The organism is Facklamia sp. P12955 (assembly GCF_050409565.1).
In the GTDB taxonomy this organism is placed as follows: domain Bacteria; phylum Bacillota; class Bacilli; order Lactobacillales; family Aerococcaceae; genus Facklamia.
This window is the reverse complement of the sequence record NZ_JBNUPF010000012.1, coordinates 1-23,297: the sequence shown is the minus strand read 5'-3', so window position 1 is coordinate 23,297 and position 23,297 is coordinate 1. Positions and strand designations below refer to the sequence as shown.

The following is a 23,297-nucleotide window of genomic DNA, read 5'->3' as shown; positions in this document are numbered from 1 at the left end:
TATAATCTTATTGCTACAATGAGCACAGAATACACTCTATTATTTTGTTTTTTCTAACAAAACACTGATATGTAAAGCTTAACGCTAATTATATAATTCACAATAACTGTTTACATTGAACTTTTCTTGTGTTATATTATGGGTGTAGAAATTGTCGGATCATTTTAAAAAAGGAGAATTAAAATGGAAATTGCAAATAAAACCGAATTAAATAAAGCATGGGATGGCTTTCAAGGAAGCAAATGGCAAAAAGAAATCGATGTTCGTGATTTTATTCAAGAAAACTATGCCTTATATGAAGGGGATGAAAGTTTCCTAGCAGATGCTACACAAAATACAAAAGATCTTTGGGACCAAGTGATGGACCTTAATAAAAAAGAACGGGAAGCAGGTGGCGTTCTTGATATGGATACTAAAGTAGTTTCTTCTATTACTTCTCATCAAGCAGGTTATTTAGATAAAGACAAAGAAGCAGTCGTTGGTTTCCAAACAGATGCTCCTTTTAAACGTAGCTTACAACCTTACGGTGGAATTCGTATGTCTAAGAATTCCTTAGAAGCTTATGGCTATGAGTTAGATCCAAAAACAGAACATATCTTTACACAATACCGTAAAACTCATAATCAAGGTGTTTTTGATGTCTATACCCCAGAAATGCGCGCTGCTCGCCGCTCTGGTGTTATTACCGGTCTTCCTGATGCATATGGCCGTGGTCGTATTATTGGTGACTACCGTCGTGTAGCCTTATACGGGGTAGAGCGTTTGATGGAAGAAAAGCAAAAAGATTTTGCTAACATCGGAAATGGTACAATGGATAACGATGTGATTCAATTACGTGAAGAAGTTACTGAACAATACCGTGCTTTACAAGAATTAAAAGAATTAGGCGAAATTTATGGCTTTGATATTTCACGTCCAGCTGAGAATGCAAAAGAAGCTTTCCAATGGTTATACTTAGGCTATTTAGCTGCCGTTAAGCAACAAAATGGAGCGGCTATGTCATTAGGACGTACTTCTACTTTCTTAGATATTTATATCGAACGTGACCTAGCTAAGGGCACATTGACTGAAGTCGAAGCACAAGAGTTAGTTGATCATTTCGTGATGAAATTACGTTTGGTTAAATTTGCACGTACACCAGAATACAATGAATTATTCTCTGGTGACCCAACTTGGGTAACAGAATCAATCGCTGGTATAGGTTTAGATGGACGCCCACTTGTTACTAAGAACTCTTTCCGTTTCTTACATACCTTAACAAACTTAGGTCCGGCTCCGGAACCAAACCTAACAATTCTTTGGTCACCATCATTACCTCAAGCCTTTAAAGAATATGCAGCTAAAATGTCGATTATATCTTCTGCTATTCAGTATGAAAACGATGAGATCATGCGTCCAGAATATGGTGATGATTATGCGATCGCGTGTTGTGTGTCTGCTATGCGTGTAGGTAAACAAATGCAATTCTTTGGAGCGCGTGCTAACCTTGCTAAGACATTACTTTATGCCATTAATGGTGGGGTAGATGAAAAATCTAAAGCGCAAGTTGGCCCTCAATATGCGCCAATTACATCTGAATATTTAGATTACGATGAAGTTTTGGCTAAATATGATGATATGATGGAATGGATTGTTGAGTTATATGTAAATACTTTAAATATCATCCACTATATGCATGATAAGTATTCTTACGAATCATTAGAAATGGCTTTACACGATACAAAAGTTCTTCGTACAATGGCAACTGGTATTGCAGGCTTCTCAGTTGCAGTAGATTCTCTATCTGCAATTAAGCATGCTAAAGTTAAAACAATTCGTGATGAAAATGGTTTAGTGATTGACTACGAAATTGATGGAGATTTTCCTAAATATGGAAATAATGATGATCGTGCGGATCAAATTGCTGTAGAATTATTGAAGAACTTTATGACAAAAGTTCGTAAACATAAAACTTACCGTGATTCATTACAAACAACTTCAATTTTAACTATTACTTCAAACGTTGTTTATGGAAAGAAAACTGGTAATACACCGGACGGACGTCGTGCAGGAGAACCATTTGCACCAGGGGCTAACCCAATGCATGGTCGCGATACCCATGGTGCTTTAGCTTCTTTACTTTCTGTGGCTAAAGTACCTTATGAGTACGCTTTAGATGGTATTTCCAATACCTTCTCAATTATTCCTAAAGCGCTTGGTAAAGAAGAAGCCACTCAAAAAGCTAACCTAGCTAATATGTTAGATGGTTACTCGACAAGTGGTGGACATCACTTAAATGTCAACGTCTTTAACCGTGACACCTTATTAGATGCGATGGAACATCCTGAAGAGTATCCACAATTAACAATCCGTGTATCAGGTTATGCTGTAAACTTTATCAAGCTAACACGCGAACAACAATTAGACGTTATTAACCGTACAATGCACGCTTCAATGTAAACTTTAAACAATTAATTAAAAACTTCAGAAAAAGGGACTGAATTTTATTTCAGTTCCTTTTTCTAAAAGTTAGATGGAGGAATTGAAATGTCAGAAGTAGCACAAGCAATTAAAGGCTATGTTCACTCCACAGAAAGTTTTGGTTCAGTTGATGGACCGGGTATTCGCTTTATATCTTTTATGCAAGGTTGTCGAATGCGATGTGAATTTTGCCATAACCCAGATACTTGGAAGATGACGGGTGGCAAGGAATACAGCCCACAAGACTTATTTAATGAAGCCATTCAGTATCGTGCTTTCTGGGGAAATGAAGGGGGAGTCACTGTATCAGGTGGGGAACCCTTATTACAGATGGATTTTTTAATCGAATATTTCAAAATATGTAAGGCCAATGGAGTACATACAACCATAGATACTTGTGGCCAGCCTTTCACTTATGAAGAGCCTTTTTTTAGTAAATTTCAAGAACTGATGATGTATACGGATCTGCTTTTGTTTGATATAAAACATATCGATCGTCAAGGCCATATTAAACTAACCGGCCATCCAAATGATAATATTCTTGAAATGTCACGCTATTTATCAGATATTAATAAAGCCGTCTGGATCCGTCATGTATTGGTTCCAACAAGAACGGATTTTGATGAATATTTATACCGTTTATCCGATTATGTAGCCAGTTTAAATAACGTCTTAAAGTTTGAAGTTTTACCTTACCATATGATGGGTGTTTATAAATACACTGCATTAGGCTATCGATACAAATTAGAAGGTGTAGAACCTCCAACTAAAGAAAGAGTCGAAAATGCCAACCGTATACTGCGCTGTGCAGAATATACCGGCTACCTAAAATCATAATAAAAAAATCTGTAACCATTCAAATTTAATGGGTGGCTACAGAATTTTTTTAGCAATTTTTTCTAATTAGTAATAAGATCAATTAACCGCCAACTAAGAATTTTGTAAAATAAGCGACAGCAATACCTACATAGTTACCTACAGCTCCTGCTAAAACTCCTAAAATTAAACCACTATCAATAAGAGACTTCCAATTAGCTGCTGCTGCTGTTAGAGAAGCTGTTGGACCACCGACGATACAACCAACAATTGAAAGAATCATGTATCCATATTCTATCTTAAATAGACGACAGATCAACAAGTGTAAAGTCAAACCTCCAACTAACATTCGAAAAACATAAAGTGTCATGGTTAAGGTAGAACCTACAAATTGCTGCCAGTCAACTGCAAAACTAATAGTTGAAAAAACATTAAGGATAAGAAGAGTCCTAAATCTAAATTAGCACATAGTTTATTATTGAGCTAGACCGATAAAACGGTCGTTAACAAGATTAAACGAACAGCCTTCCAAATAGTCTCCGGCATGTAAGCTTTTGAAAATGCTGTAGTCAAAATATTTATACCAAAACCAATGGTTAATAGCTAAGTAGTTTCTCTAATGGACCACTCTTTATCTGACATCAATGCTTTCGTGTCACTAGTTGAAGGTTCTTCTTCACTTAAATGATAAGGCCAAAACTTTTCCCAAGCTTTTGAAGCTTTAAGCATAGCTGGCGCGGCGAGCATAAAGTTTGTTAAAGGGGTAGCAATAACGTAATCTGACGCGTTAGCAGCCGCAATGGTTTGATGACTAGCATCTAAAACTGTTGCAATAGTCGTTAAGTTAGGAGTACCACCAGTGTAGGTCGCAACAAACATCCCAGCGATCTTTTATCCTTCATCCATATAAGGGGCATAATGAAGGCTAAGATAGTTGCAATCACCATAAGAGATAAAATACCTGAACTTAAAGCAATCACCGGATTTTTACTTTTTCAACTCAACTAAATCCATACTTAGCATGCAAATAATAATACGGACGGGAACTAGAAGTGAACTTATAGCATTATACACTTTATGACTGATAGGCACGACTCCTGTATTAGAAAAAATAATTCCAATTACAACAACAGTCAGGACCGGTCCTAACGATTTAAAAACTTTGTATCTTTGCAAGAATAACGCAACTGCGATCATGGATAAAATAATGAAGATAAGACCATTAGTTCTAGTTAAAACGCATCCACACAATCATGCCTTTATTATTTCTTTTATAATTCTACCATAAGTAGAAAAATATAATATTAAATTGTATTATCAATATAGCTAATCTTTATTAGAACAAAAACCTATAATCTAACTAAATAATCATGTAAAAATTTTTGAAAATATTTATTATTTTTATCTTTTTAAAAACTTACTTTAATTATCCTATGTCAATAAGGATTCAAAAATTTATTAAAAAGTGATAAACTTAGACTGTAATTTAATTTAGGAGGATAAATATGACAAAATACTTAGTTTTTGGGCATAAAAAGCCAGATACAGATACTATTGCTTCAGCCATCGCTTTTGCCTATTTCTTAAAGCAAGAAGGACACCAAGCAGAAGCAGTCGCACTGGGTGAAATATCAAGTGAGCCAGCTTTTGCTTTAGAAAAATTTGGTATCCAACCACCAAGAATTATTAATACAGCTGCTAATGAAGTGAGCCAAGTTGCTCTAGTGGACCACAATGAGCCACAACAATCAATAGACGATATTGATCAAGTTCAAATTGATTATGTCATTGACCACCACCGCATTTCAGGCTTTAATACAGCTCAGCCTCTTTATTACCGTGCGGAGCCCTTAGGGTCAACCGCCAGTATTCTTTATAAGATGTTTCAAGAATATGGCTATGAAATTCCAGCAGATATTGCCGGCATGATGTTATCTGCTATTATTTCAGATACCTTGTTATTTAAATCTCCAACAACAACCGAAAAAGACAAGGAAATCGCTGAAAAATTGGCTGAAATAGCCCAAGTTGATATTCAATCATATGGTTTAGAATTTTTAAAGGCTGGAGCTGATCTTAGTAAGCAATCGGATGAGGAAATTGTTGATGGGGATGCTAAAAACTTTGTCATGAACGATCAAAATATTCGTATTGGTCAGACAAACATTATCGGCTTTGACGAGATTTTAAGTCGTAAAGAAAATCTTTTAAAAGTAATGGAAGATAAGCGAAAAGAAATGAATCTTAAACTCTATGTGCTAGTGATTACGGATGTCTTAGAATCCGATTCTATTGGTTTGGTGGTAGGGGCGGATATTAGTGTTGTAGAGGCAGCTTTCAATACTAAAGTTGAAGATCATCAATTTGATTTACCAGGAGTAGTTTCACGTAAGAAACAAGTGGTTCCTCCATTAACAGCAGCATTTAACAAATAAAATGAATTCCAGCCCTCAACTTTATATTAAAGTTGGGGGCTGGAATTCATTATTCTTTTAATGAAAGACGTTTAATAACAGATGCCTGAGGTGTCACATAAAGTGTTTTTTGGCCTTCATAAATAACGAAGCCAGGTTTAGAACCGTTAGGTTTCTTTAAATGTTTAACTTGGACGTAATCAACAGGCACATTAGCAGATTGTGAAAATTTAGAATAATAGGCCGCTAATTGAGCAGCTTCTACAAAGGTTTCTTCACTAGGTTTATCACTTTCGATAATAACGTGGGCACCAGGGATGTCCTTTGCATGAAGCCACCAATGGTTTTTAGATGCTTTTTTGAGGGATAAGTCGTCATTTTGTTGATTGTTTCTACCGACATAAATCATGACACCATCACTAGATTTAAAGCGACGGGGTTTAGATTGGTTTTTTGCTCGCTTTTTACTTGAAGAAGGCTTCTGTCCCACATAGCCTTCATTAATTAATTCTTGCTTAATCGATTCAACATCTTCAAGATCAGCTTGCTTAAGTTGGACTAAAATACCTTCTAAATAATCAATCTCAGCGCGGGTTAAGCTTTCTTCACGATTAATATATTTGAGAGCATCCCGATATTTTTGATACTTTTTAAAGTAAACTTGAGCATTTTCAACAGCATTTAATCGAGGATTTAATTGGATATCCATTGGCTCGTCATTATTATAAAAATTAGCCAAGGTCACCTGGTATTCCTTATCATTAATTTGATAGGCAAAGGCATTTAAAAGTTCACCTTTAATGCGATAGTCATCAGCACTTGCTGCAACATGTCGGTCAATTGAAAGTTTTTTCAATTTTTTTTGATTTTTATCAATCACTTGCTTTAATTTATGAATAATATTACCCGATAATTGCTTGACCCTATCTAAATGAACCTTTTGGTGAGAATATGCATAAATTAATTCGGAAAGAGAATCGAAGGCCACTTCTGTTCCTGGTAAATTTGCCAATTTAAAAGCATAGAAATAAACATTTTTTTCCGTTTGATAAAGAGTAGGAGAGGGGAATTCAATGGCTGATTTTACTCTTTCTAAACTGGCCAAACTAGATAGATTCCCACCTTCATCAGACATCCAAAAAGCAATCTCTTGTGCAAGAAGTTTTCCCATTCCTTGTACGCATTGGAAGGCTCTCCCTTCTCTTAGAATCGCTTCATTCTGATGACTAAATTCAAACAATTGAGAATCATTCAATTCAAATAAGTTTACTTGTTGTCTGTTGCGGGGAGGTCGCTTGAATTCTGCTCCTGGAGTGAGTGAACGATAAGCGTTTTGACTATCTGGAACATGCTTAATACAATCAATAATGGTTTGTTTATTCTGGTCGACTAGAAGGATATTTGAGTGTCGCCCCATCAATTCAAAGGTTAGCAGGTATTCTTGGTCAACACCTATTTCATCACGACCGGTAAAATAGAAATCAATAATCCGATCGTTCTCATATTGCTTGATATCAATAATGAAGGCAGATTCCAAGTATTTTCTTAATAACATGCAAAACATAGGGGCCTGTTGTGGATTGGCTGATTTCTCTTGAGTTAAGTATAAAGAAAAATAATTCGGGTGAACCGAGGCGGCTAGGCGATGATTGGTTCGGTTAGCACGTATAACTATTTGTAATTCTTGTTCAAAGGGTTGGTAAATTTTATGTACACGTCCTGCTTTTAATTGTGATCGTAACTCTTCTACTAAAGCTCGTGTAAAAAATCCGTCAAATGTCATCGTCTCACTCCTCAAAAATGTCTGTTATTTATTATAAAACAAATAGGCCCTTTAAGCTAGTAAGGGCCTATTGAAGTGATTTCTTTACATAGAAATGAATTATTTCACTATTGATTTGGCATAGTTAGAAGGACTAATACCAAATTCTTTCGAAAAAGCTCTTGAAAAATATTGGATGGAACCATATCCTAATTCATTAGCGATTTCAGAAAGAGTCATTTTAGATTCATGAATTAATAGCTTACTTTGTTTTAAACGTAAGCTGTTAATGTATTGTTTAGGGGTTTGTCCTGTATATTTATTAAATAAGCTTTGGAGGCTGGAGCGAGAAATATTGAAGACTTCTACCAGATCATTTACTTGATGAAGCTGACCGACATTCTCTTGGAGAAAATCAATGATTGATTGGAACAAGTCATTTTCATAATTTTCTCGCATGGAGGTAGACCTTTCAGTTTCTGTTTTATTCTCACCGTTGTGAATTTGCGTAAGTATTAATTGGAGACTTGTGACCATTTCATCATAATAGAAAGGACATTTATCCTCAGAAATAGCCGCTAAATTGACCAAGCGACTTACAAGTTGAATTTGACGATGACCAAGATGAATTGGCCTTTGAGCGATCGATTCGGCTAAGCCTTGACCAGAAAATAAAATGGAAATCAGTGTAGTCATCCCTTCTTCTTTAAAGGCAATTTGATTTTTTTGTCCTGGAAAAATTAACCAGGCGGAATTTTTTGATAAAAGAATCTGCTTATTATAGCTTACTTCTATCGAAGCTTGTCCTTGATCGACGATAATTAACTCATAGTAATTTTGTGGATGGTTGAGTATCCGTTCACCGCTTGAGTAGACTTGGTAATCAAGACCGAAGACATTTTCAATTTTAAGGCGTTTTATTTCTTTTTCTACCTTTATAGCTTCTTTTAAAGTAATAATTTGTGGTTCTTCATTTTGGCTGGGTTCCAAATAAAGTTTACATTCTGCAGTTAGAGAGAGGGTATTAAAGTATACACCCGCATTAAGCTGAACCGCATTTTGTAAGATAAAAAATTGAAAGGATTCTTTTTTATCTGGAGTATCCGTCATCACTAATAGAGCTAATCCTTTATGTTCAGTTAGGATAACTGGCTTATTAAAACGTAGTAGAGCTTGTGATCGATCCCTTTTAATGGTTACTAAACGATTAAAGGGTTTAATTTGTTGGTGGTTAGTCTTGACGGAGGTAAAATATTTCGAAGTGGCGTTCTTGGTCGATTGCTTATACATGGTAAACTCCTTTCTGCTTCTTATGTCTATTATATCTTAATTAGGATAAAAGCACTATTAATCTTTAGAAGTTAAAATTGTTCTAAAAATTATCTAAATTAACTTATATTTAAATAAGTTCTTTTAATTCAATGAAGCTAGAGTAAGAAGATTTTGTTTGTTATAATATATTTAAAATTTAAGATAAAGTAGGTAATGTGATGAAAAGAATAAATCGAATTTTGAAGTATGTGTTCGCTATTAACTTCTTTGGGATGATTCTCTTTATTTCTAAGCCATTTTTTACGAGAGTTTATGCAGAAGAAGAGGTTAGGGCTGAAGAAACTCAAGCAGTCAAAGAAGATACTAAAGTAAAATATGTAACCATTCGATCAATTGGCGATATTTTATTACATGATAGTGTTTATTGGAGTGCCCAAACTGGTTCAACGAGTTATCATTTTGATCCAATGTTTAAAGAAGTGGCAAAATATGTCGCTAATGCTGATATCACGACAGCCAATATGGAGACCTTGGTGGCCGGAAATCAAATGGGAGTATCTTCTTATCCTTTCTTCAATGTTCCAGATCAAATTGTCGATAGTCTATTAGCGATGGATGTAAATATTGTTTCAACCGCCACTAACCATACCATGGATTTCGGAGCTAAGGGGGCGCATCTTTCATTAGAAATTCTTAAAAATAAGAAAATGGAATATGTCGGATCCTATTCATCTTGGGACGATTACAACCGTCTACGGATCATTGAAAAAAATGGCATTCGAGTAGGATTTTTAAATTATACTTATGGTACGAATGGTAACCCAATTCCTCAAGATGAAAGATACTTAGTGACTCTGATTGATGAAGAACTTATCCCATTAGAAATTCAACATTTAAAAAGACAATGTGATGTAGCTATCGTTATTTATCAATTTGGCGAAGATGCTTTTTTACCAGTTGATTCTCAAATTAGATTAACTCAATTGGCTATTGATGCAGGAGCAAACTTTGTTCTAGGAGGACATTCTCACATTATGCAACCCATGAAACGTTTTAACGATCATCAAGGTGCTTGGTATTCTCATGGTAATTTTTTGTCCGGCCAAGTAAGAGCATATGAAAAAGTCGGTGGAATTGGAGAGTATACCTTTAAGATGGATGTTGATGGAAAAGTTACTTTAGATTCTATGCGATTGATGCCAACTTATAATGTTGGCTATCCAGAATGGTCTTTTTATCAAGTAATTCCATTAGCAAAGGCTCAAGACTTTGGTCTGTGGAACGGTGATCGTTTATATGAAGAAGTAGAGCAACGATTCACTAACTATGAAAAAGACCTTGATTTTGTACCTTATTTAGATTAACTCTATAAAGGATAGCATCTTTTTGCTCTCTATTCTGTATTTACAACTAGTTACTTACAAAATAGAGGATTGGGTGAATTATGAAAAGGATAATAGTTGTTTTAATGCTCTTTACTCAAAGTTTCAGTTTACCGAATGTTCATGCTCAAAAAGGTGAAATGACTTATCTCAAAAGCCAAACCGATAAAAATATGGTATCTTTAGAAGCTTGTCAAATACTTTTAAGAGATACCCCACTGACTTCTTCAAATAGTCAAGAAATAATCTCAGATAAAGAGTTACAAAATCAATTTGAAGCCAATCAAGTGCGCATGACAGCCATTAATGAACGCTATCAAATTTTGAACCAAGAAATTATTTCTATTCAAGAAGGGCCTAGCAATTCCTTGAACGAGGCAAATCTTGCATTGGAAGAGGTCATTGAAACTCTTTACCAAAATTTATCAATTGAGCAGCAAGATTTTGTTTCCCTATCTGCTCAAGAGCAATTAGCCTTAATCAGTCAAGATGAAACAGTTATAGAATGGCAAGCTTACATTGAAGAGTTGAATCAAATTTTGGATCAATATATTAGTGAACAAGCCGAATTAGAAGCAGAATACCAACAATTACTCTATGATAACGAAACTTTAGGGGATCAAATTCAAAGTAGTAAGGAAACAACGGCCCAACTTAGTCAATGCCAGCTTTATCCTTATTCAACAACTGCTTACCTTATCAATCAAGAAAATATGCAATTAGACGCTTCTGATCTAGCGACTTTAATCGTCTCAATCGATAATTATTTACAAAAGATTGTCCCCAAAGCCTATGCTAAAGTTACTTTTCAACAAATTTATGATCTTTTTAATAAAAAGATGACTGTTGAAGAACTAAATAATAAGCTTACTGACAAGGAAGTGATTGTATTAGATGATTTTACTTTTACCTCTTACCAATATGCAAAAGAATTGAGCTTATTTGATATCGAAGTGATGGCTTACCAAGCCTTGAATAATTATTATATAAATAATAAGGCTGAAGTTTATCACACTGTTTATAGTAATTTATTAAATCTAAAAGAAAGCCAATTACATTACTTTTATCTAATTAATAGTGAATTATTTGAAAATCTTAAGCATTATCTTGCAAATTATCTTAACCAGCATCAATTAATTAGTGATGAAAACATCCAACAAATTAAAACACTTCATGACCGTTATCAAATGAAATTAGTTTTATATAATGAGAATAATCAGACTTGGTCAGCTAATTTAGGGGCTGATTCGGGCTATTTATTAGAATATCAGGCAAAAGACTTACTTCAAACTCAAACGCCTAATAATGAATCAACAGATATGGCTAAAGAAGATGTAAAGCATGATCAGCCAGTAGATCAGGTCAAAAAGAACCTAAATGATAGAGGGTTACTTAAACTAGAAGATAAGCAAATAGCAAATGAAACGGATAAACAGGATAATTTAGCCTTCTTAAAAGACAAACTAGCCAATAAGACTAAAGGCAAAAAAGCCAGTAATTTAGCTAAACCCTCTGATAAAGATAAAAATATCAAAGACAAGACGCAATCAAATGATAAAAAATCACAACTTTTACCAACTACTGGTGAGCAAAAGTTCTATCTCAATATCGCATGGTCTCTATTGATAATTGGCTTAATCGCCTTATTAATTAACCGCTACTTTAAACAGCTTCAGCATAAAAAGCGAATACAAGATCATCTTTTCAATGAGGAGGATCTATTTTAGTTTCACTATTTAAAAACTTTCGATATAATAAACCTAATCGAAAGGGGCGTTTTATATGGATATAAATGATTTTAATGAAGCAGTTAAGCACTTTAAGCAAATAGATAGTCATGAAGCTTTTGAATTAATAGAAGCAAAAGAAGGGAATCTTATTTTTGTAGGTCGTGAGACTTGCCCATATTGCCGTTTGTTTGTTAGTAAGTTAGCGGAAGCTGCGATTACAAGTGATTTAAATGTTTATTTCTTACATTCACAAACTCAAAATGACCTAGAAGGAACACAAATGTTCCGTGAAAAATATAACGTTGTCACAGTTCCTGGATTAGTTTATGCTGATTCGAATCGTACAGAAACAGTTTGCGATTCTTCTATGAAAGTAGAAGAGATTATTGATTTTGCTAGAGCATACTAGCTTAGTTAACAGAGGAGAGTAACATTGCAAGACAAACAAAAACAAGTAAAAACTCCTAAAAGCCCAATTGTCTGGTTTTTCATTATGATTATTCTATTCTCAGCTACCATGTTGTTACGGCTAAAAAGTGACTCTATTCAAGAAGCAGGTCAAAGATTTGGAATACAATCTCAAGTTGCTAAGGAATCATCTGAATCCTTAGCACTTTCAACAACAGAAATAACTGAGTCAAGCACTAAGACCAAGCCTGACCAAACTAGTCAAACAACGGTTGAAGAAAGTTCTACTTCATCTCAAGAATCTGATCAAATCAGAATCTCAACAACTATCGAAACGATAGAAAAAATTGAATCCAGTGAAAGTTTTGAACAAGCCTATACTCAATTACCACCAGCTAAAACTTATTCTATTTTTCAATTTAAAAACAATGAAATTCAAGATCGATTTGTAAAACGTGCTTTTGAAGTGATGATTCAACGTCTCATTGATGAAGATAAATTTTTCTCTGCTGTAGATTATCAATTAACTATCGATCCAACATTGGACGATAATATCTATATTTTGCATCTAGAGGAAAAATACGCTGATCAATTAATAGAACGAGGGTATTACCGCTTTGATTATCGTGGAAAGAAAGTTACTAAATATTAAGTCAAAAAGCTCGGTACGGATTTAAGTGTCCTTATCGAGCTTTTTAAATCATAATTCTTTACTTAGCCAAACCCATTCCCAAATTTGATCGAATTTGCGTTCAAATTTAGGAAAATTTCCTCTGATTATGAAACTTTAGGTTTTTAAAAATCGATCTGATTTTGTTGATGAATCGGTAGACATGTAAGCAAGTTGATGATTTCTTTGGCTTTTAATCGACTTTCTAGTTCTTGATAGAGTAAATTTTTAAGTGTCCATTCATCATGCTCTGCTAATAAATACATAGCAATATTTGCTGAATGTTGATATGCTCTGCGAGGCGAAAAAGGGTAGGCATAGGCGAAGCCAATTATCTCTTGATCCATAAGAATTAGAAGAACGGCATGACTTTCTTGATAGCGAGTGACTTTTTCTTCAAATTTTTGGTTAGAAGGAACAGGACTTTCCAAAGTTAGCTGACTGTTTTGAATAAAGTCTTATAAATTGTTTGAATATCGTCAATATCACAAGGTCTAGCATCCTTGATGCTTATAAGTGGCATAAGACACCTCCTTTTGATATTCTATAATAAATATTTGAGCTTAAAATCAAAAATCATTGAAAGCGTTTACCTTTATAGTTATAATGAAAGTGTCAATTAAGTTAGAAAGGATGATCAGATGAGTCATAAAGTTTATACCAATTATTGGATGAATCGTCGTGATAATGTTGTGAAAGAACATGGATCTTACGCTACAGAGTCAGAAGCTCTCAGAGGGATAAAAGCTTGGTGGGAATTACAAAAAGATAATTACAAAGATGTTGTGGAAAGACGAACCAATTCAGGAGCTTTAGAAATCACTTACGGGGATAATAATTATTATTATCGTATTGTTGAAAGGGAGATGGATGAGGAACTTCCTTCATTGAAAGTAAAATTAAGGAGTCAAGGAGAAATTGAATCCTTAAGGAAGAAATATTTATTAGAAGATGAGCAAGTTTTATTTGATGAATTAGCCGAGCCTTATCGCGACCGTTTAGTCGAGGCTATGGGAGACGGTAAAAAAGTTCAAGATTACATATACGACCTGCAAGGTCGCATGATACGTCCTCTAAAAGTTGATAAATAATAAAATAAAAGAAGCTGAATATCCAGCTTCTTTTTTGTATGGTTTAGTAATAGTATTCATTACCTGAAGACTCAGGAGCGTAATCTACGCCTTCGTTAAAGATACCAGATGGATTCCAAAGAAGAAATTCAGTAATTCCATTTTCTTCCAAAGCAACAATTTGTTGTTGAACTTGAAGAGGTCCATATTCTTGATAGGTACCAGGTGCCAGATTCCAGTCAGTAAAGTCTTGTAACCATGGACGACTATTTGCCGCATTGGTAATATTTTTTAGGATGAGGTTTTCAGAATACATATATTGATCAACTAAGTTATAAGGTTCTAAGTCAGGAGCCGGTATACCAAAAAATCCTAAACCCCAGTGAGAAGGGTAGATCATAGAAGAAATCGTATCGACTCTTTCAGCAATTTGTTCAAAATTTTGACCGATTCCACGTACATCAGGAGCGTCCCCAGCAATTGCAGTATATCCAAAGATATCAGCTGAAACATCTGCGCCATATGGGGCTAATTTATCATTGGCTTCTTCTAAGAAATCATTAATGGCATAAACCCTTTCTTGTCCAAATTTTTCAGGGTCATCGGTTACATAGGTTTGATAGTTACCAATATTATAATCTAGTTGATCTGAGAAAGTTTGGAAACCTTCAGGGAAACGAACATAGTCAAATTGAATATCTTTAAAACCTAATTTAGCAGCTTCGATAGCAATAGTAATGTTGTAGTCCCAAATTTCTGGAAGGAATGGATTAATAAATTTAGCACCATTACCATCCTGCCAAATTTCTCCTGTTTCACTATCTTTAAAGGAATATTCAGGTTTGGCTTCAGCCACTAGTCGATCTTTGAAAGTTACAATGCGAGCGATTGGATAAATTTGACGTTTTTCTAATTCTTTCAAAAGTTCTTTAATATCTACATTGTTATAAGAATTTTGATTAACTAAAGGATTGTCTGTTTCTAATTTTGTTTGAATAACCCCCTCATCATCCTTAAAATCAATAACCACTGCATTTAAGGCGGTGGTTTCAACATAATCTAATAGGTAGTTTAGTCGTTCAGGATCAGAAAAAACAGAAGGAGCAAGATAAATGCCTTTAACACCTTCTTCAGGATAGGTAATATCGATGCCTGAATCATAAAAGAGGACAGAAGGTAGTTTCTCAGGTGCGGTAAGAATAGGATTATTGTGAGGCGATAAGCCCTCATAAGTATTATTTTCTCCTTGATTAATGCGGTTGTTGAATGCCACTACTTCTTCATCTGAATAGGCTAAGACTACTTCTGGAAGTTGGACTTTTTTGGCTTCTTTTTTATCTTCTACTTTTGGTTTACATGCTACTAGCAAAAGCATTAAAAAGGAAAGTAAAGTCAATTGTAAAATGCGTTTTTTATTCATTTAAATCACCGCTTTCTAATTATTTGCCTGTAAGATTAACAAGGTAGACTTTTAAATTAACTAAGAGTGTATTTAAAGGTTCAAAGTATTCGAGAATTTGATCTAAGTTCATATTATTTTCCGTATATAAAAGATTAACATTATCAAAAACAGCGAAGAAACTCTCATGATCAATTTCTTCACTAGTGATAGATTGATAAGACTGATCTTCTATTTCAATGTTTTCAAGATAATTAGAAATATAGATATCTGTTTTATCACATAGATTGGTCGTATATTCAATAACTTTTGTTATTTGATCTTTGGGAAGTTGATCGTTTTCTGGTATGTCTTTAAGCTCTTGGCATAATTCAAGTAATTGCTGACGGCTTTCTTCCATTTCAGCTAATAAATCTTTGCGCTTTGCGATGTTTTTGTTAAGAGGATTATCACTCTGTCCAAAGCCGGATAAATCTTCACTTAAATTAATGGTCGCTTCAAAATCTTGTTGAAGATCCAATTCACGGTTTTGAATTTCACTAATATTTCCAATAATTAGAGTAACATTGTCTTGGATGAGACCAACAGTTCGTTTAGCTCTTTCTAATGAGTTTCCACAAGCAATAATGAGAATAGATAGGCTTAGGAGGATTAATATTTTTTTTGTTTTCATCGTTTCTCCTTGTCATTCATTTATAGTTTATCTAAATTGAACTTTTTAATACATCTAGTATATAATAATAGGTATTGTAAACACAAATATTATAACAAATTAGAATTAATTTGGACAAGGAGGATTAAATGACGACCACTTTTATCATAACGGCTATAATCGTAATACTGGATCAAGCTTTAAAAATATGGACCCAAAATCATTTAACGCTAAATCAAACGCTAGAAATTATTCCTGATTTTTTTCAGTTAAACTATATTCATAATACAGGAGCGGGTTGGGGCTTATTTGCCGGCCAACGTTTTTTCTTAATAGGGGTAACTTTTTTAGTGATTTTCTATTTAGTTTATTTAATTTGGAAAAATCGCTACCATAGCCCTTGGACTAAACTTGCTTATGCACTTTTATTAGGAGGGGCAGTTGGCAACTTAATTGATCGTTTAGTGAGAGGCTATGTAGTAGATATGTTACAGATTCGTCTGTTTGATTTTCCAATTTTTAATTTGGCAGATGTGGCGCTTACTCTAGGCGTTATTTTATTGATTATAATGGTTATATGGACCGAAGAAGGAAGTGATTTAATTTGACAGAAGCATTAAAGCTCTCTAATAATGAAGCAGATCAAGACCGTTTAGATAAAGTTTTGACTAATTATTATCCAAATTTTAGTAGATCGCAATTACAAAAATTAATTAAAGAAAAAAGAGTAAAAGTTAACAATCAATTTTTAAAAGCTAACGCCATTTTAAAAGGGGATGAGATGATTACGATTGATTTTCCTGAAAAAGAAGCCAGCCCTGAAGAATTCGAGTTGATTGCTGAAGTGATGGAGTTAGAGATTATCTTTGAAGATGACAGTTTTTTGCTTGTTAATAAACCAGCTGGGATGGTTGTCCATCCTGCTAAAGGACACACTAACGGAACTCTAGTGAATGGCCTCTATCATTATTTAGGAAAAGCGCTATCCCAAGGCTTTCAATCTTACCGACCAGGAATTGTTCATCGAATTGATAAAGATACCTCTGGTTTATTAGTAGTAGCAAAAAATGATCAAGCCCATCGTCACTTAAGTCAACAATTGGTGGATCACACCATGGGGAGGACTTATGTCGCTTTAGTTAATGGGCAAGTTGAAAGCGACTTCGGACATATTGAAATGCCTGTTAAACGTGACCCATCCAATCGCTTAAGATGGCATGTGGATCCCTCGGGTAAAGAAGCTATTACTGATTTTCAAGTGCTGGAACGTTTTCAATACGCCACATTAATGCAATTAAAGTTACAGACTGGTCGGACTCACCAAATTCGCATCCATATGGAAGCTATAGGTCATCCAATTATAGCCGATCCACTTTATCGCAGAAATCTTCAAAATTTACCGGGGGAATTAGCTAATCAAAAAGACGGGCAACTATTACATGCAAAGGCCATTGATTTATTACATCCTGTTACAGATGAGCCCTTACATTTTGAATGTCCATTGCCCTTAAAGATGCAAAAAATTATAAATAGTCTAAAATAGTTAGAAAAGGAGGGAAGTAGAGATGTCTGAGACTAATCAAAAGATTTTAGCTAAGATCCGAAATTTATTGACTTTAGCTGAAGATGGCGGAAATGATGAAGAGAGCCAAACTGCTTTGCTGATGGCTCAAAAACTGATGTTAAAACATAAAGTCTCTCAGCAAGAAGTTTCTGATAAAAAAAGTCCAGAAATCATTTTACGCTCCTTATCAGTCTATAAACGCTTGTATTGGTGGGAAAAAGTTTTAGTTAGGATTATCGCCGATAATTTTCGTTGCATGTTTTATATCCAAAGTAACCGATTACCTCATCAGCATTCGGTTCAACGCAAAATTGTTTTAATGGGTTTTCCAGAAGATGTGGATCTTGCTTTTCAAATGTTTAATTTAGCAGCGGATACAATGAAGTATTATTCTAAAATTCATCTAGCTGAATTAAGTGAAGAAGATTTAAGCAGCAATCCTCTATCTCAGTTGAGAAAATCCTATTATCAAGGATTTATGGACGGACTTAAGGAAAAGTTTGATATCCAACGTCAAGCCATGATGAATGAAAATGAAAAGTATGCCCTGATTATTCAAACGCCAGAAGCTGTCAAAGAAAAATTTAACCGAGAAATAACGGGTTCACTCACATTTAATCAACCTTCCTTTTCGCGATCTAACCATGCCTATCAAGACGGCTTTCAAAAAGGAAAAAATGTCAATCTCACCCAAGCTCAGATAAATCACCAAGCAGAGTCCAATCATTAAAACAATTTTATGATTGGATGTTTACTATGATTGAAGCCAATCGGCGTCTCTTAGCCAAATGATTAATTGTAGAATGGATCTTTTTATATGAGCAAGTCAAATTCCGACGATTTATTCTGCTTTAAAAATTGGAGATTCGGTTTTTATTGATGATGGGGTAATTATTACAAAAGTGAGTAAAGCAAATGATAAGTATGCTGTATTAGGGATAAAAAAGTAAAGAGAAGATCCAAGCGCCAAAAAGCTGAAAAAGGGACTTCACTTTCCTCAAACAATTTTTGAAACAGATATTTTAAATTAAAAAGACAAGCAAGGTATCGCTTTTGCTTGTCAATGTGCCGATGTAATTGCTTGCTCATGCATTAGAACTGCTCAGGATATTAAAGAAATTCAAAAACAACTTCAAATTGAATTAGGTAAGGCTGCGAGTTATATGCCAATTATGGTTAAAATAGAAACCGTCCAAGCCATTACGAAGCTAGCTGAAATTATCTTACAACTGCGAGCTAGCAGCCTTTCGCTTTAATGATCGCGCGTGGCGATTTAGCTGTTGAAAGAGTTTATATTCGCTTAGCCGAACTTCCACAGCCAATCATGTGGATGGCTGAAGCAGCTGATGCCCCCGTCGTTTGGGGCACAGAAGTCTTCGATAAATTAATTAAAACCGGTGTGCCGAGTCGCTCTAAAGTAACAGATGTTACTGAGGGAGCTCGCTCAGATTGTGTCATGATAAACAAAGGCGATTATGCAGTGGCAACGATTAAAATGCTTGATCCTATCTTTAAAAGAATGCAAGGTCGCCTCGACCAAAAGACACCACAACTTAGCGTTCTAAGTCGTGCAAATCTAGGGTCTACTCCTCCTCTTGACAAGTAAAGAGTTGAGGATAGTTATGGCACTCTGGATTGCGCGGATGACAAATTCTCCTACCGAATAGGATTAAAGATTGATGGGCTTGAGTCCATTGGTCTTTATCCAAGACCTCCATTACACGATTTTCAACTTGACGAACACTCGCACCAGGATCAACAATCTGATGATGGAGGCAGATACGATGGATATGCGTATCCACTGCAAAGGCAGGAATTCCAAAGCCGACACTCAAGACCACGTTGGTTGTTTTACGACCAACTCCGGCCAGGGCTTCAAGATCTTTACGATTACCAGGAATTTCACCTTGATGGCGTTCCATTAATTGATTGGCACATTTGTGGAGATATTTTGCCTTGTTGCGATACAAGCCGATTGTTTTTAAATAAGGCATTATCTCTTGCGGGCTCGCTTTTGCAAGTTCTTTAGGACTAGGGTAGGCGGCAAATAAGGCAGGCGTCACTTTATTAACCGCTACATCGGTTGTTTGAGCACTCAATAATACAGCTACTAATAATTGATAGCGGTTTGAGAAATTTAATTCTGCTTTAGCATCTGGAAATAGAGCAATGATTTCTTCTAATACATGACGTGCACAGTGGTTAGTTAGCATAATAAAACCCTTTCTAAAAATTAATCAATTATCAGTCTTTAATGACTATCATAAGTAATCTCTGTCAATTTCTCAAATATTTTTTTACAGATAAAAAGATAGTCATCCACAAGATTTTGTGTTAGTATTAAAAAAACGACACTACATCTTGTGTTATTTTTTAATTTAGGAGGAAACCATGGCTATGATAGTTATTGGAGGAATGATTGGAGCTGGCAAAACAAGCTTAGCGACTTTTTTAGGTAAGGCCTTAAAGAGCCAGGTGTATTACGAAAATGTAGATGATAATCATATTTTACCCTTATACTACACCGCAAGTGAAGAAGAACAAGAAAGAAAAAGGTATCCATTTTTATTACAATTAGACTTTTTGTCCAGTCGTTATCGTGATATCAAGAAAGCTTTTTATCACCCACATAATATAATAGATCGTTCCATTTATGAAGATTGGTATTTTGCCAAGGTCAACCATCAAGCGGGTAAAATTTCGGACGAAGAATTTATTATTTATGAGAAATTATTAGACAATATGATGGAAGAATTAGAAGATTTACCCAAAAAAGCACCCGATCTGATGGTTTATTTACATGGATCTTTTGAAAGCATTTTAAAAAGAATCAATCAAAGAGGTCGCGATTTTGAACAAGACCCTGAATTAATCGAGTATTATTATCGTCTATGGCAAGGTTATGATGATTGGGTAGATAACCATTATCATGCTTCCCAAGTTTTAAAGATATCGATTGATGAATTGGATGTCTTAAATAATCCTGCTGATGCAAAAAAAGTGATACAAATGGTTATTGTTAAACTAGAAGAGCTAGGGGTTCCTGCCGATGGATATGGACAAGATTAAAGACTTTAGCAAAACTTATTTAAGACAAGAAAAAAGTGGGCATGATTGGTTACATATCCAACGGGTGGTTGCCAATTGTGAGCAAATAATCAAATATATACAAGAGCCTATTAATGTTGATGTTGTTTTGGCAGCTGCTTATACCCATGATTTATTAGATGAAAAAATAAAAGTTGATTACCTCCTTACGGAAAAAGATGTAAGACATATACTTAAAGAAGCCCAAATGTCTCTGGAAGAAATAGAGCAAGTCTTAAGTATTATAAAAAACCTCTCTTTTGCTGCCAATTTAATAGAAAAACAACACTTAACATTGGAAGGCCAAATTGTTCAAGATGCCGATCGCCTAGATGCAATCGGTGCGATTGGTATTGCTAGAACTTTCTACTACGGAGGTAGCAAGGGGCATAGTCTTTATGATCCGAAAGCTGTTCATACTTCGGCACAAGCTGTATGCTCCAAAGAAACTTATCGTCAAGTAAGAAACGTACGCCAACATTTTGATGATAAGTTATTAAAGCTCAAAAATTTAATGAATACTAAAGCTGGGCAGGAAATGGCTAAAAATCGTCATCAGTTAATGATTGACTTTCTACAAGCTTTTGATCAAGAAACCCTCTCAAATACCAATCAATTGAGTTAAATGGCCTGGGCAGTTGACTATAAAGTTTTCAAGATTGAAATAATTCTTTAAGCTTGTTATACTCAAAGAAGTAAACGAATACAATTAGGAGGCCCTATATGAAATTCTTTTTAGATACTGCAAATGTTGAAGAAATTAAGCGCATCAACGACCTAGGTTTGGTGGATGGCATTACTACTAATCCTACATTAATTTCTAGAGAGGGAAAAGATTTTGAAACAGTTATCAAAGAGATTTGTTCAATTGTTGATGGACCTGTTTCGGCTGAAGTCATTGCCTTAGATTATGAAGGCATGGTTAAAGAAGCTAGACAAGTTGCCCAATGGGCAGATAATATCGTGGTTAAAATTCCGATGACTGAAGCAGGCTTAAAAGCTGTTAATACATTGTCTAAAGAAGGAATTAAGACTAACGTCACACTTATTTTCTCAGTGGCTCAAGGCCTTTTAGCGGCTAAGGCAGGTGCCACATATATATCTCCATTTATTGGACGAATCGATGATATGGGAGAAGATGGTATGGAATTGATTGCTGACTTACGCTTAGTTTTAGATAACTATGCATTAGACGCTGAAATTATTGCTGCTTCCATTCGTCATATTGGACATTTTGAAGCCACAGCTGTTGCAGGAGCAGATATTGCAACGGTACCCGGCAGTCTATTCCCTAAATTATGGTCTCATCCATTAACTGACAAAGGAATTGCTGGCTTCTTAAAAGACTGGGAAGCTTTTCAGCATAAACAATCTAAATAAAAAGAAAAAGGATCTAGCTTTTAGATCCTTTTTAATTAATTATTTTTAAAAATTTAGACCAGTCAGATAACCCACAAAGGCCACAATCATTAAGCAGGATAATCGGGCAGTTGCTAAAAATATCCCTTTACGGCTCTTATGACGGCAAAGATAGATAGCTATTAGACCACCTAAGCCCCCTAAACAAAAGGTGGCTATTAATAAGCTTTTTTCTGAAATACGCCAAAGCTGATGTTTGGCTTTATATTTATCAACAGCATAGAGTGAAAAAACAACAATATTCCAAAGACCAAGCAGTCCTATGACAAAGTAAATATAAGTCGGCATAAGTCACCTTTCTATTAATAAGTTAATATTATTATAACGCTAAACGGGCTAAATAGAGCGATGGTTCTTGCAAAATAAACTGATTATTAATTTAAGCAAAACATTTTTCTAAAGACAAGTAAATGAGTTATAATGGTTATAACAAAATGACAGAGGAGAATGTATATGATAGATACAAGTACTTTATTATTGATACTCGGATTGGTTATTATTTTAGGAGCCATTTACTTCTTATCACGTAAAAGTAAAGATTCAAATAATAAACCTCAGGTTACTGACAAGACTATGAACGATCCTTTAGGTCCGGTTCATATTAATTCTGATATTGATTCTTCAACCAATGCTTTAGGGGAAGATCCGTTCAAAGATAACGTTCCTTTACGTGAAGGTCAAGCAGCTCAAAAAGCTCAGCATTATAATGATGAAATAGGAGTAAATCCTGATGAAGCAAGTGAAGCAGAGGACGGAAAAACTCCCCCCCTAAATAATAGTCAAAACGCATTTACCTCAAGTGAATCATTCGACCATTCTTCTTATCGTTTTGTTCACTATCAAGAACTAATTGATAATAATGGCTTAAAAGATGAATGGGTGCAACTTGAAGGGAAAATCGCATCGTTCTTTACTGAAGATTTAGGAGTAGAAGGCGCTATCGCCTTAGGTTCTTTATCTACTAGCCAAGAAGAACCCGTTAATCTTGTAGCTTTAAAATTCATTAACGAGACGGACCAAACGCTAAATACAGAAGATCATGTCAAAGTTTATGGTAAGATGCAAGGCTTAAAAGTTTCTAATAAACAGCTTGTTCCAGCCATGTTAGTCGATCATTTCGAAAAGATTTAAAAACACCTGTCAACCGTAAATGAAAATGTCCTGAAATTTTAAAAATTTGCGGGATAAAACT

The 23,297-nt window shown here is 34.8% G+C and carries 25 protein-coding genes and 1 pseudogene; 17 read left to right on the top strand and 9 right to left on the bottom strand.

Annotated elements, in window-relative coordinates:
- Positions 1–183 precede the first annotated feature (183 nt).
- Positions 184–2,439, top strand: coding sequence for a formate C-acetyltransferase (gene pflB / locus ACQV2G_RS04680; RefSeq protein ID WP_428876250.1), 2,256 nt, complete (start codon positions 184–186; stop codon positions 2,437–2,439).
- A gap of 87 nt (positions 2,440–2,526) precedes the next feature.
- Positions 2,527–3,297, top strand: coding sequence for a pyruvate formate-lyase-activating protein (pflA, locus tag ACQV2G_RS04675; protein WP_428873406.1), 771 nt, complete (start codon positions 2,527–2,529; stop codon positions 3,295–3,297).
- Positions 3,298–3,379: 82 nt separating this feature from the next.
- Here pflA and ACQV2G_RS04670 read toward each other — a convergent pair whose 3' ends face one another.
- Positions 3,380–3,715, bottom strand: coding sequence for a DUF819 family protein (locus tag ACQV2G_RS04670; RefSeq protein ID WP_428875222.1), 336 nt, complete (start codon positions 3,713–3,715; stop codon positions 3,380–3,382).
- Positions 3,716–3,879: 164 nt separating this feature from the next.
- Positions 3,880–4,155, bottom strand: coding sequence for a hypothetical protein (locus ACQV2G_RS04665; RefSeq protein WP_428875200.1), 276 nt, complete (start codon positions 4,153–4,155; stop codon positions 3,880–3,882).
- A gap of 626 nt (positions 4,156–4,781) precedes the next feature.
- On the opposite strand from ACQV2G_RS04665, the gene ACQV2G_RS04660 reads away from it, so the two are divergent.
- Complete coding sequence (locus ACQV2G_RS04660; protein ID WP_428873403.1) at positions 4,782–5,711, top strand: manganese-dependent inorganic pyrophosphatase; 930 nt, start codon at positions 4,782–4,784, stop codon at positions 5,709–5,711.
- Between the two features lie 49 nt (positions 5,712–5,760).
- Here ACQV2G_RS04660 and ACQV2G_RS04655 read toward each other — a convergent pair whose 3' ends face one another.
- Both ACQV2G_RS04655 and ACQV2G_RS04650 read right to left on the bottom strand, forming a co-directional pair.
- Positions 5,761–7,473: an Rqc2 family fibronectin-binding protein gene (locus ACQV2G_RS04655; RefSeq protein WP_428873401.1), complete on the bottom strand. Its 1,713-nt coding sequence runs from the start codon at positions 7,471–7,473 to the stop codon at positions 5,761–5,763.
- 99 nt (positions 7,474–7,572) lie between these two features.
- Entirely contained in the window at positions 7,573–8,742 is a 1,170-nt protein-coding gene (locus tag ACQV2G_RS04650) for a helix-turn-helix domain-containing protein (protein WP_428873400.1), read from the bottom strand.
- Positions 8,743–8,942: 200 nt separating this feature from the next.
- Here ACQV2G_RS04650 and ACQV2G_RS04645 point away from each other — a divergent pair, with 200 nt between their 5' ends.
- From ACQV2G_RS04645 to ACQV2G_RS04630, 4 genes are all read left to right on the top strand, one after another.
- Positions 8,943–10,088, top strand: a complete 1,146-nt coding sequence (locus ACQV2G_RS04645; protein WP_428876249.1) for a CapA family protein — start codon at positions 8,943–8,945, stop codon at positions 10,086–10,088.
- 80 nt (positions 10,089–10,168) lie between these two features.
- On the top strand, positions 10,169–11,833 hold the full coding sequence (locus tag ACQV2G_RS04640) for an LPXTG cell wall anchor domain-containing protein (protein ID WP_428876248.1): 1,665 nt from the start codon (positions 10,169–10,171) through the stop codon (positions 11,831–11,833).
- Positions 11,834–11,888: 55 nt separating this feature from the next.
- Positions 11,889–12,245, top strand: coding sequence for a thiol reductase thioredoxin (locus tag ACQV2G_RS04635; RefSeq protein ID WP_428873397.1), 357 nt, complete (start codon positions 11,889–11,891; stop codon positions 12,243–12,245).
- A 24-nt stretch (positions 12,246–12,269) separates the two neighbouring features.
- Positions 12,270–12,896, top strand: a complete 627-nt coding sequence (locus ACQV2G_RS04630) for a hypothetical protein (protein ID WP_428876247.1) — start codon at positions 12,270–12,272, stop codon at positions 12,894–12,896.
- Between the two features lie 143 nt (positions 12,897–13,039).
- Here the strand turns inward: ACQV2G_RS04630 and ACQV2G_RS04625 are convergent, their stop codons facing one another.
- Entirely contained in the window at positions 13,040–13,345 is a 306-nt protein-coding gene (locus ACQV2G_RS04625; protein WP_428875193.1) for an N-acetyltransferase family protein, read from the bottom strand.
- 210 nt (positions 13,346–13,555) lie between these two features.
- Here ACQV2G_RS04625 and ACQV2G_RS04620 point away from each other — a divergent pair, with 210 nt between their 5' ends.
- Entirely contained in the window at positions 13,556–14,005 is a 450-nt protein-coding gene (locus ACQV2G_RS04620; protein ID WP_428873394.1) for a hypothetical protein, read from the top strand.
- A gap of 43 nt (positions 14,006–14,048) precedes the next feature.
- Here ACQV2G_RS04620 and ACQV2G_RS04615 read toward each other — a convergent pair whose 3' ends face one another.
- Both ACQV2G_RS04615 and ACQV2G_RS04610 read right to left on the bottom strand, forming a co-directional pair.
- Entirely contained in the window at positions 14,049–15,404 is a 1,356-nt protein-coding gene (locus ACQV2G_RS04615; RefSeq protein ID WP_428873393.1) for a putative glycoside hydrolase, read from the bottom strand.
- A gap of 19 nt (positions 15,405–15,423) precedes the next feature.
- Complete coding sequence (locus ACQV2G_RS04610) at positions 15,424–16,056, bottom strand: YkyA family protein (RefSeq protein ID WP_428873392.1); 633 nt, start codon at positions 16,054–16,056, stop codon at positions 15,424–15,426.
- Between the two features lie 128 nt (positions 16,057–16,184).
- Between ACQV2G_RS04610 and lspA the strand changes: the two genes are divergently transcribed.
- The 5 genes and pseudogenes from lspA to ACQV2G_RS04585 all read left to right on the top strand — a co-directional run bounded on the left by lspA (position 16,185) and on the right by ACQV2G_RS04585 (position 19,205).
- Complete coding sequence (gene lspA / locus ACQV2G_RS04605; protein ID WP_428875190.1) at positions 16,185–16,643, top strand: signal peptidase II; 459 nt, start codon at positions 16,185–16,187, stop codon at positions 16,641–16,643.
- A complete protein-coding gene (locus ACQV2G_RS04600) occupies positions 16,640–17,578 on the top strand; it encodes an RluA family pseudouridine synthase (RefSeq protein ID WP_428876246.1) in 939 nt (312 codons plus the stop codon). The genes lspA and ACQV2G_RS04600 overlap by 4 nt, the downstream gene beginning before the upstream one ends.
- Before the next feature lie 22 nt (positions 17,579–17,600).
- Entirely contained in the window at positions 17,601–18,329 is a 729-nt protein-coding gene (locus tag ACQV2G_RS04595) for a DUF2786 domain-containing protein (RefSeq protein ID WP_428875188.1), read from the top strand.
- A gap of 313 nt (positions 18,330–18,642) precedes the next feature.
- Positions 18,643–18,855, top strand: a pseudogene (locus ACQV2G_RS04590) (hypothetical protein); the annotation flags it as partial.
- Entirely contained in the window at positions 18,855–19,205 is a 351-nt protein-coding gene (locus tag ACQV2G_RS04585) for a hypothetical protein (RefSeq protein WP_428876245.1), read from the top strand. The pseudogene ACQV2G_RS04590 and the gene ACQV2G_RS04585, both read left to right, overlap by 1 nt.
- Here ACQV2G_RS04585 and nth read toward each other — a convergent pair.
- Positions 19,183–19,815 (bottom strand): endonuclease III, encoded by a 633-nt coding sequence (gene nth, locus ACQV2G_RS04580; RefSeq protein WP_428875221.1) that lies wholly within the window; start codon positions 19,813–19,815, stop codon positions 19,183–19,185. The genes ACQV2G_RS04585 and nth overlap by 23 nt on opposite strands.
- A 175-nt stretch (positions 19,816–19,990) precedes the next feature.
- On the opposite strand from nth, the gene ACQV2G_RS04575 reads away from it, so the two are divergent.
- The 3 genes from ACQV2G_RS04575 (at position 19,991) to fsa (ending at position 22,066) form a co-directional block, all read left to right on the top strand.
- Positions 19,991–20,668, top strand: coding sequence for a deoxynucleoside kinase (locus ACQV2G_RS04575; RefSeq protein ID WP_428873385.1), 678 nt, complete (start codon positions 19,991–19,993; stop codon positions 20,666–20,668).
- Positions 20,649–21,311, top strand: coding sequence for an HD domain-containing protein (locus ACQV2G_RS04570; protein ID WP_428876244.1), 663 nt, complete (start codon positions 20,649–20,651; stop codon positions 21,309–21,311). Before ACQV2G_RS04575 ends, ACQV2G_RS04570 begins: the two co-directional genes overlap by 20 nt.
- 98 nt (positions 21,312–21,409) lie before the next feature.
- Positions 21,410–22,066, top strand: coding sequence for a fructose-6-phosphate aldolase (fsa, locus tag ACQV2G_RS04565; RefSeq protein ID WP_428875247.1), 657 nt, complete (start codon positions 21,410–21,412; stop codon positions 22,064–22,066).
- Positions 22,067–22,111: 45 nt separating this feature from the next.
- Here the strand turns inward: fsa and ACQV2G_RS04560 are convergent, their stop codons facing one another.
- Positions 22,112–22,393 carry a DUF1294 domain-containing protein gene (locus tag ACQV2G_RS04560; RefSeq protein WP_428873381.1) on the bottom strand — a complete coding sequence of 94 codons (282 nt, stop codon included), beginning with the start codon at positions 22,391–22,393 and terminating at the stop codon, positions 22,112–22,114.
- A gap of 165 nt (positions 22,394–22,558) precedes the next feature.
- Here ACQV2G_RS04560 and ACQV2G_RS04555 point away from each other — a divergent pair, with 165 nt between their 5' ends.
- Complete coding sequence (locus ACQV2G_RS04555) at positions 22,559–23,236, top strand: LPXTG cell wall anchor domain-containing protein (protein ID WP_428876243.1); 678 nt, start codon at positions 22,559–22,561, stop codon at positions 23,234–23,236.
- The last annotated feature ends 61 nt before the right edge of the window (positions 23,237–23,297 follow it).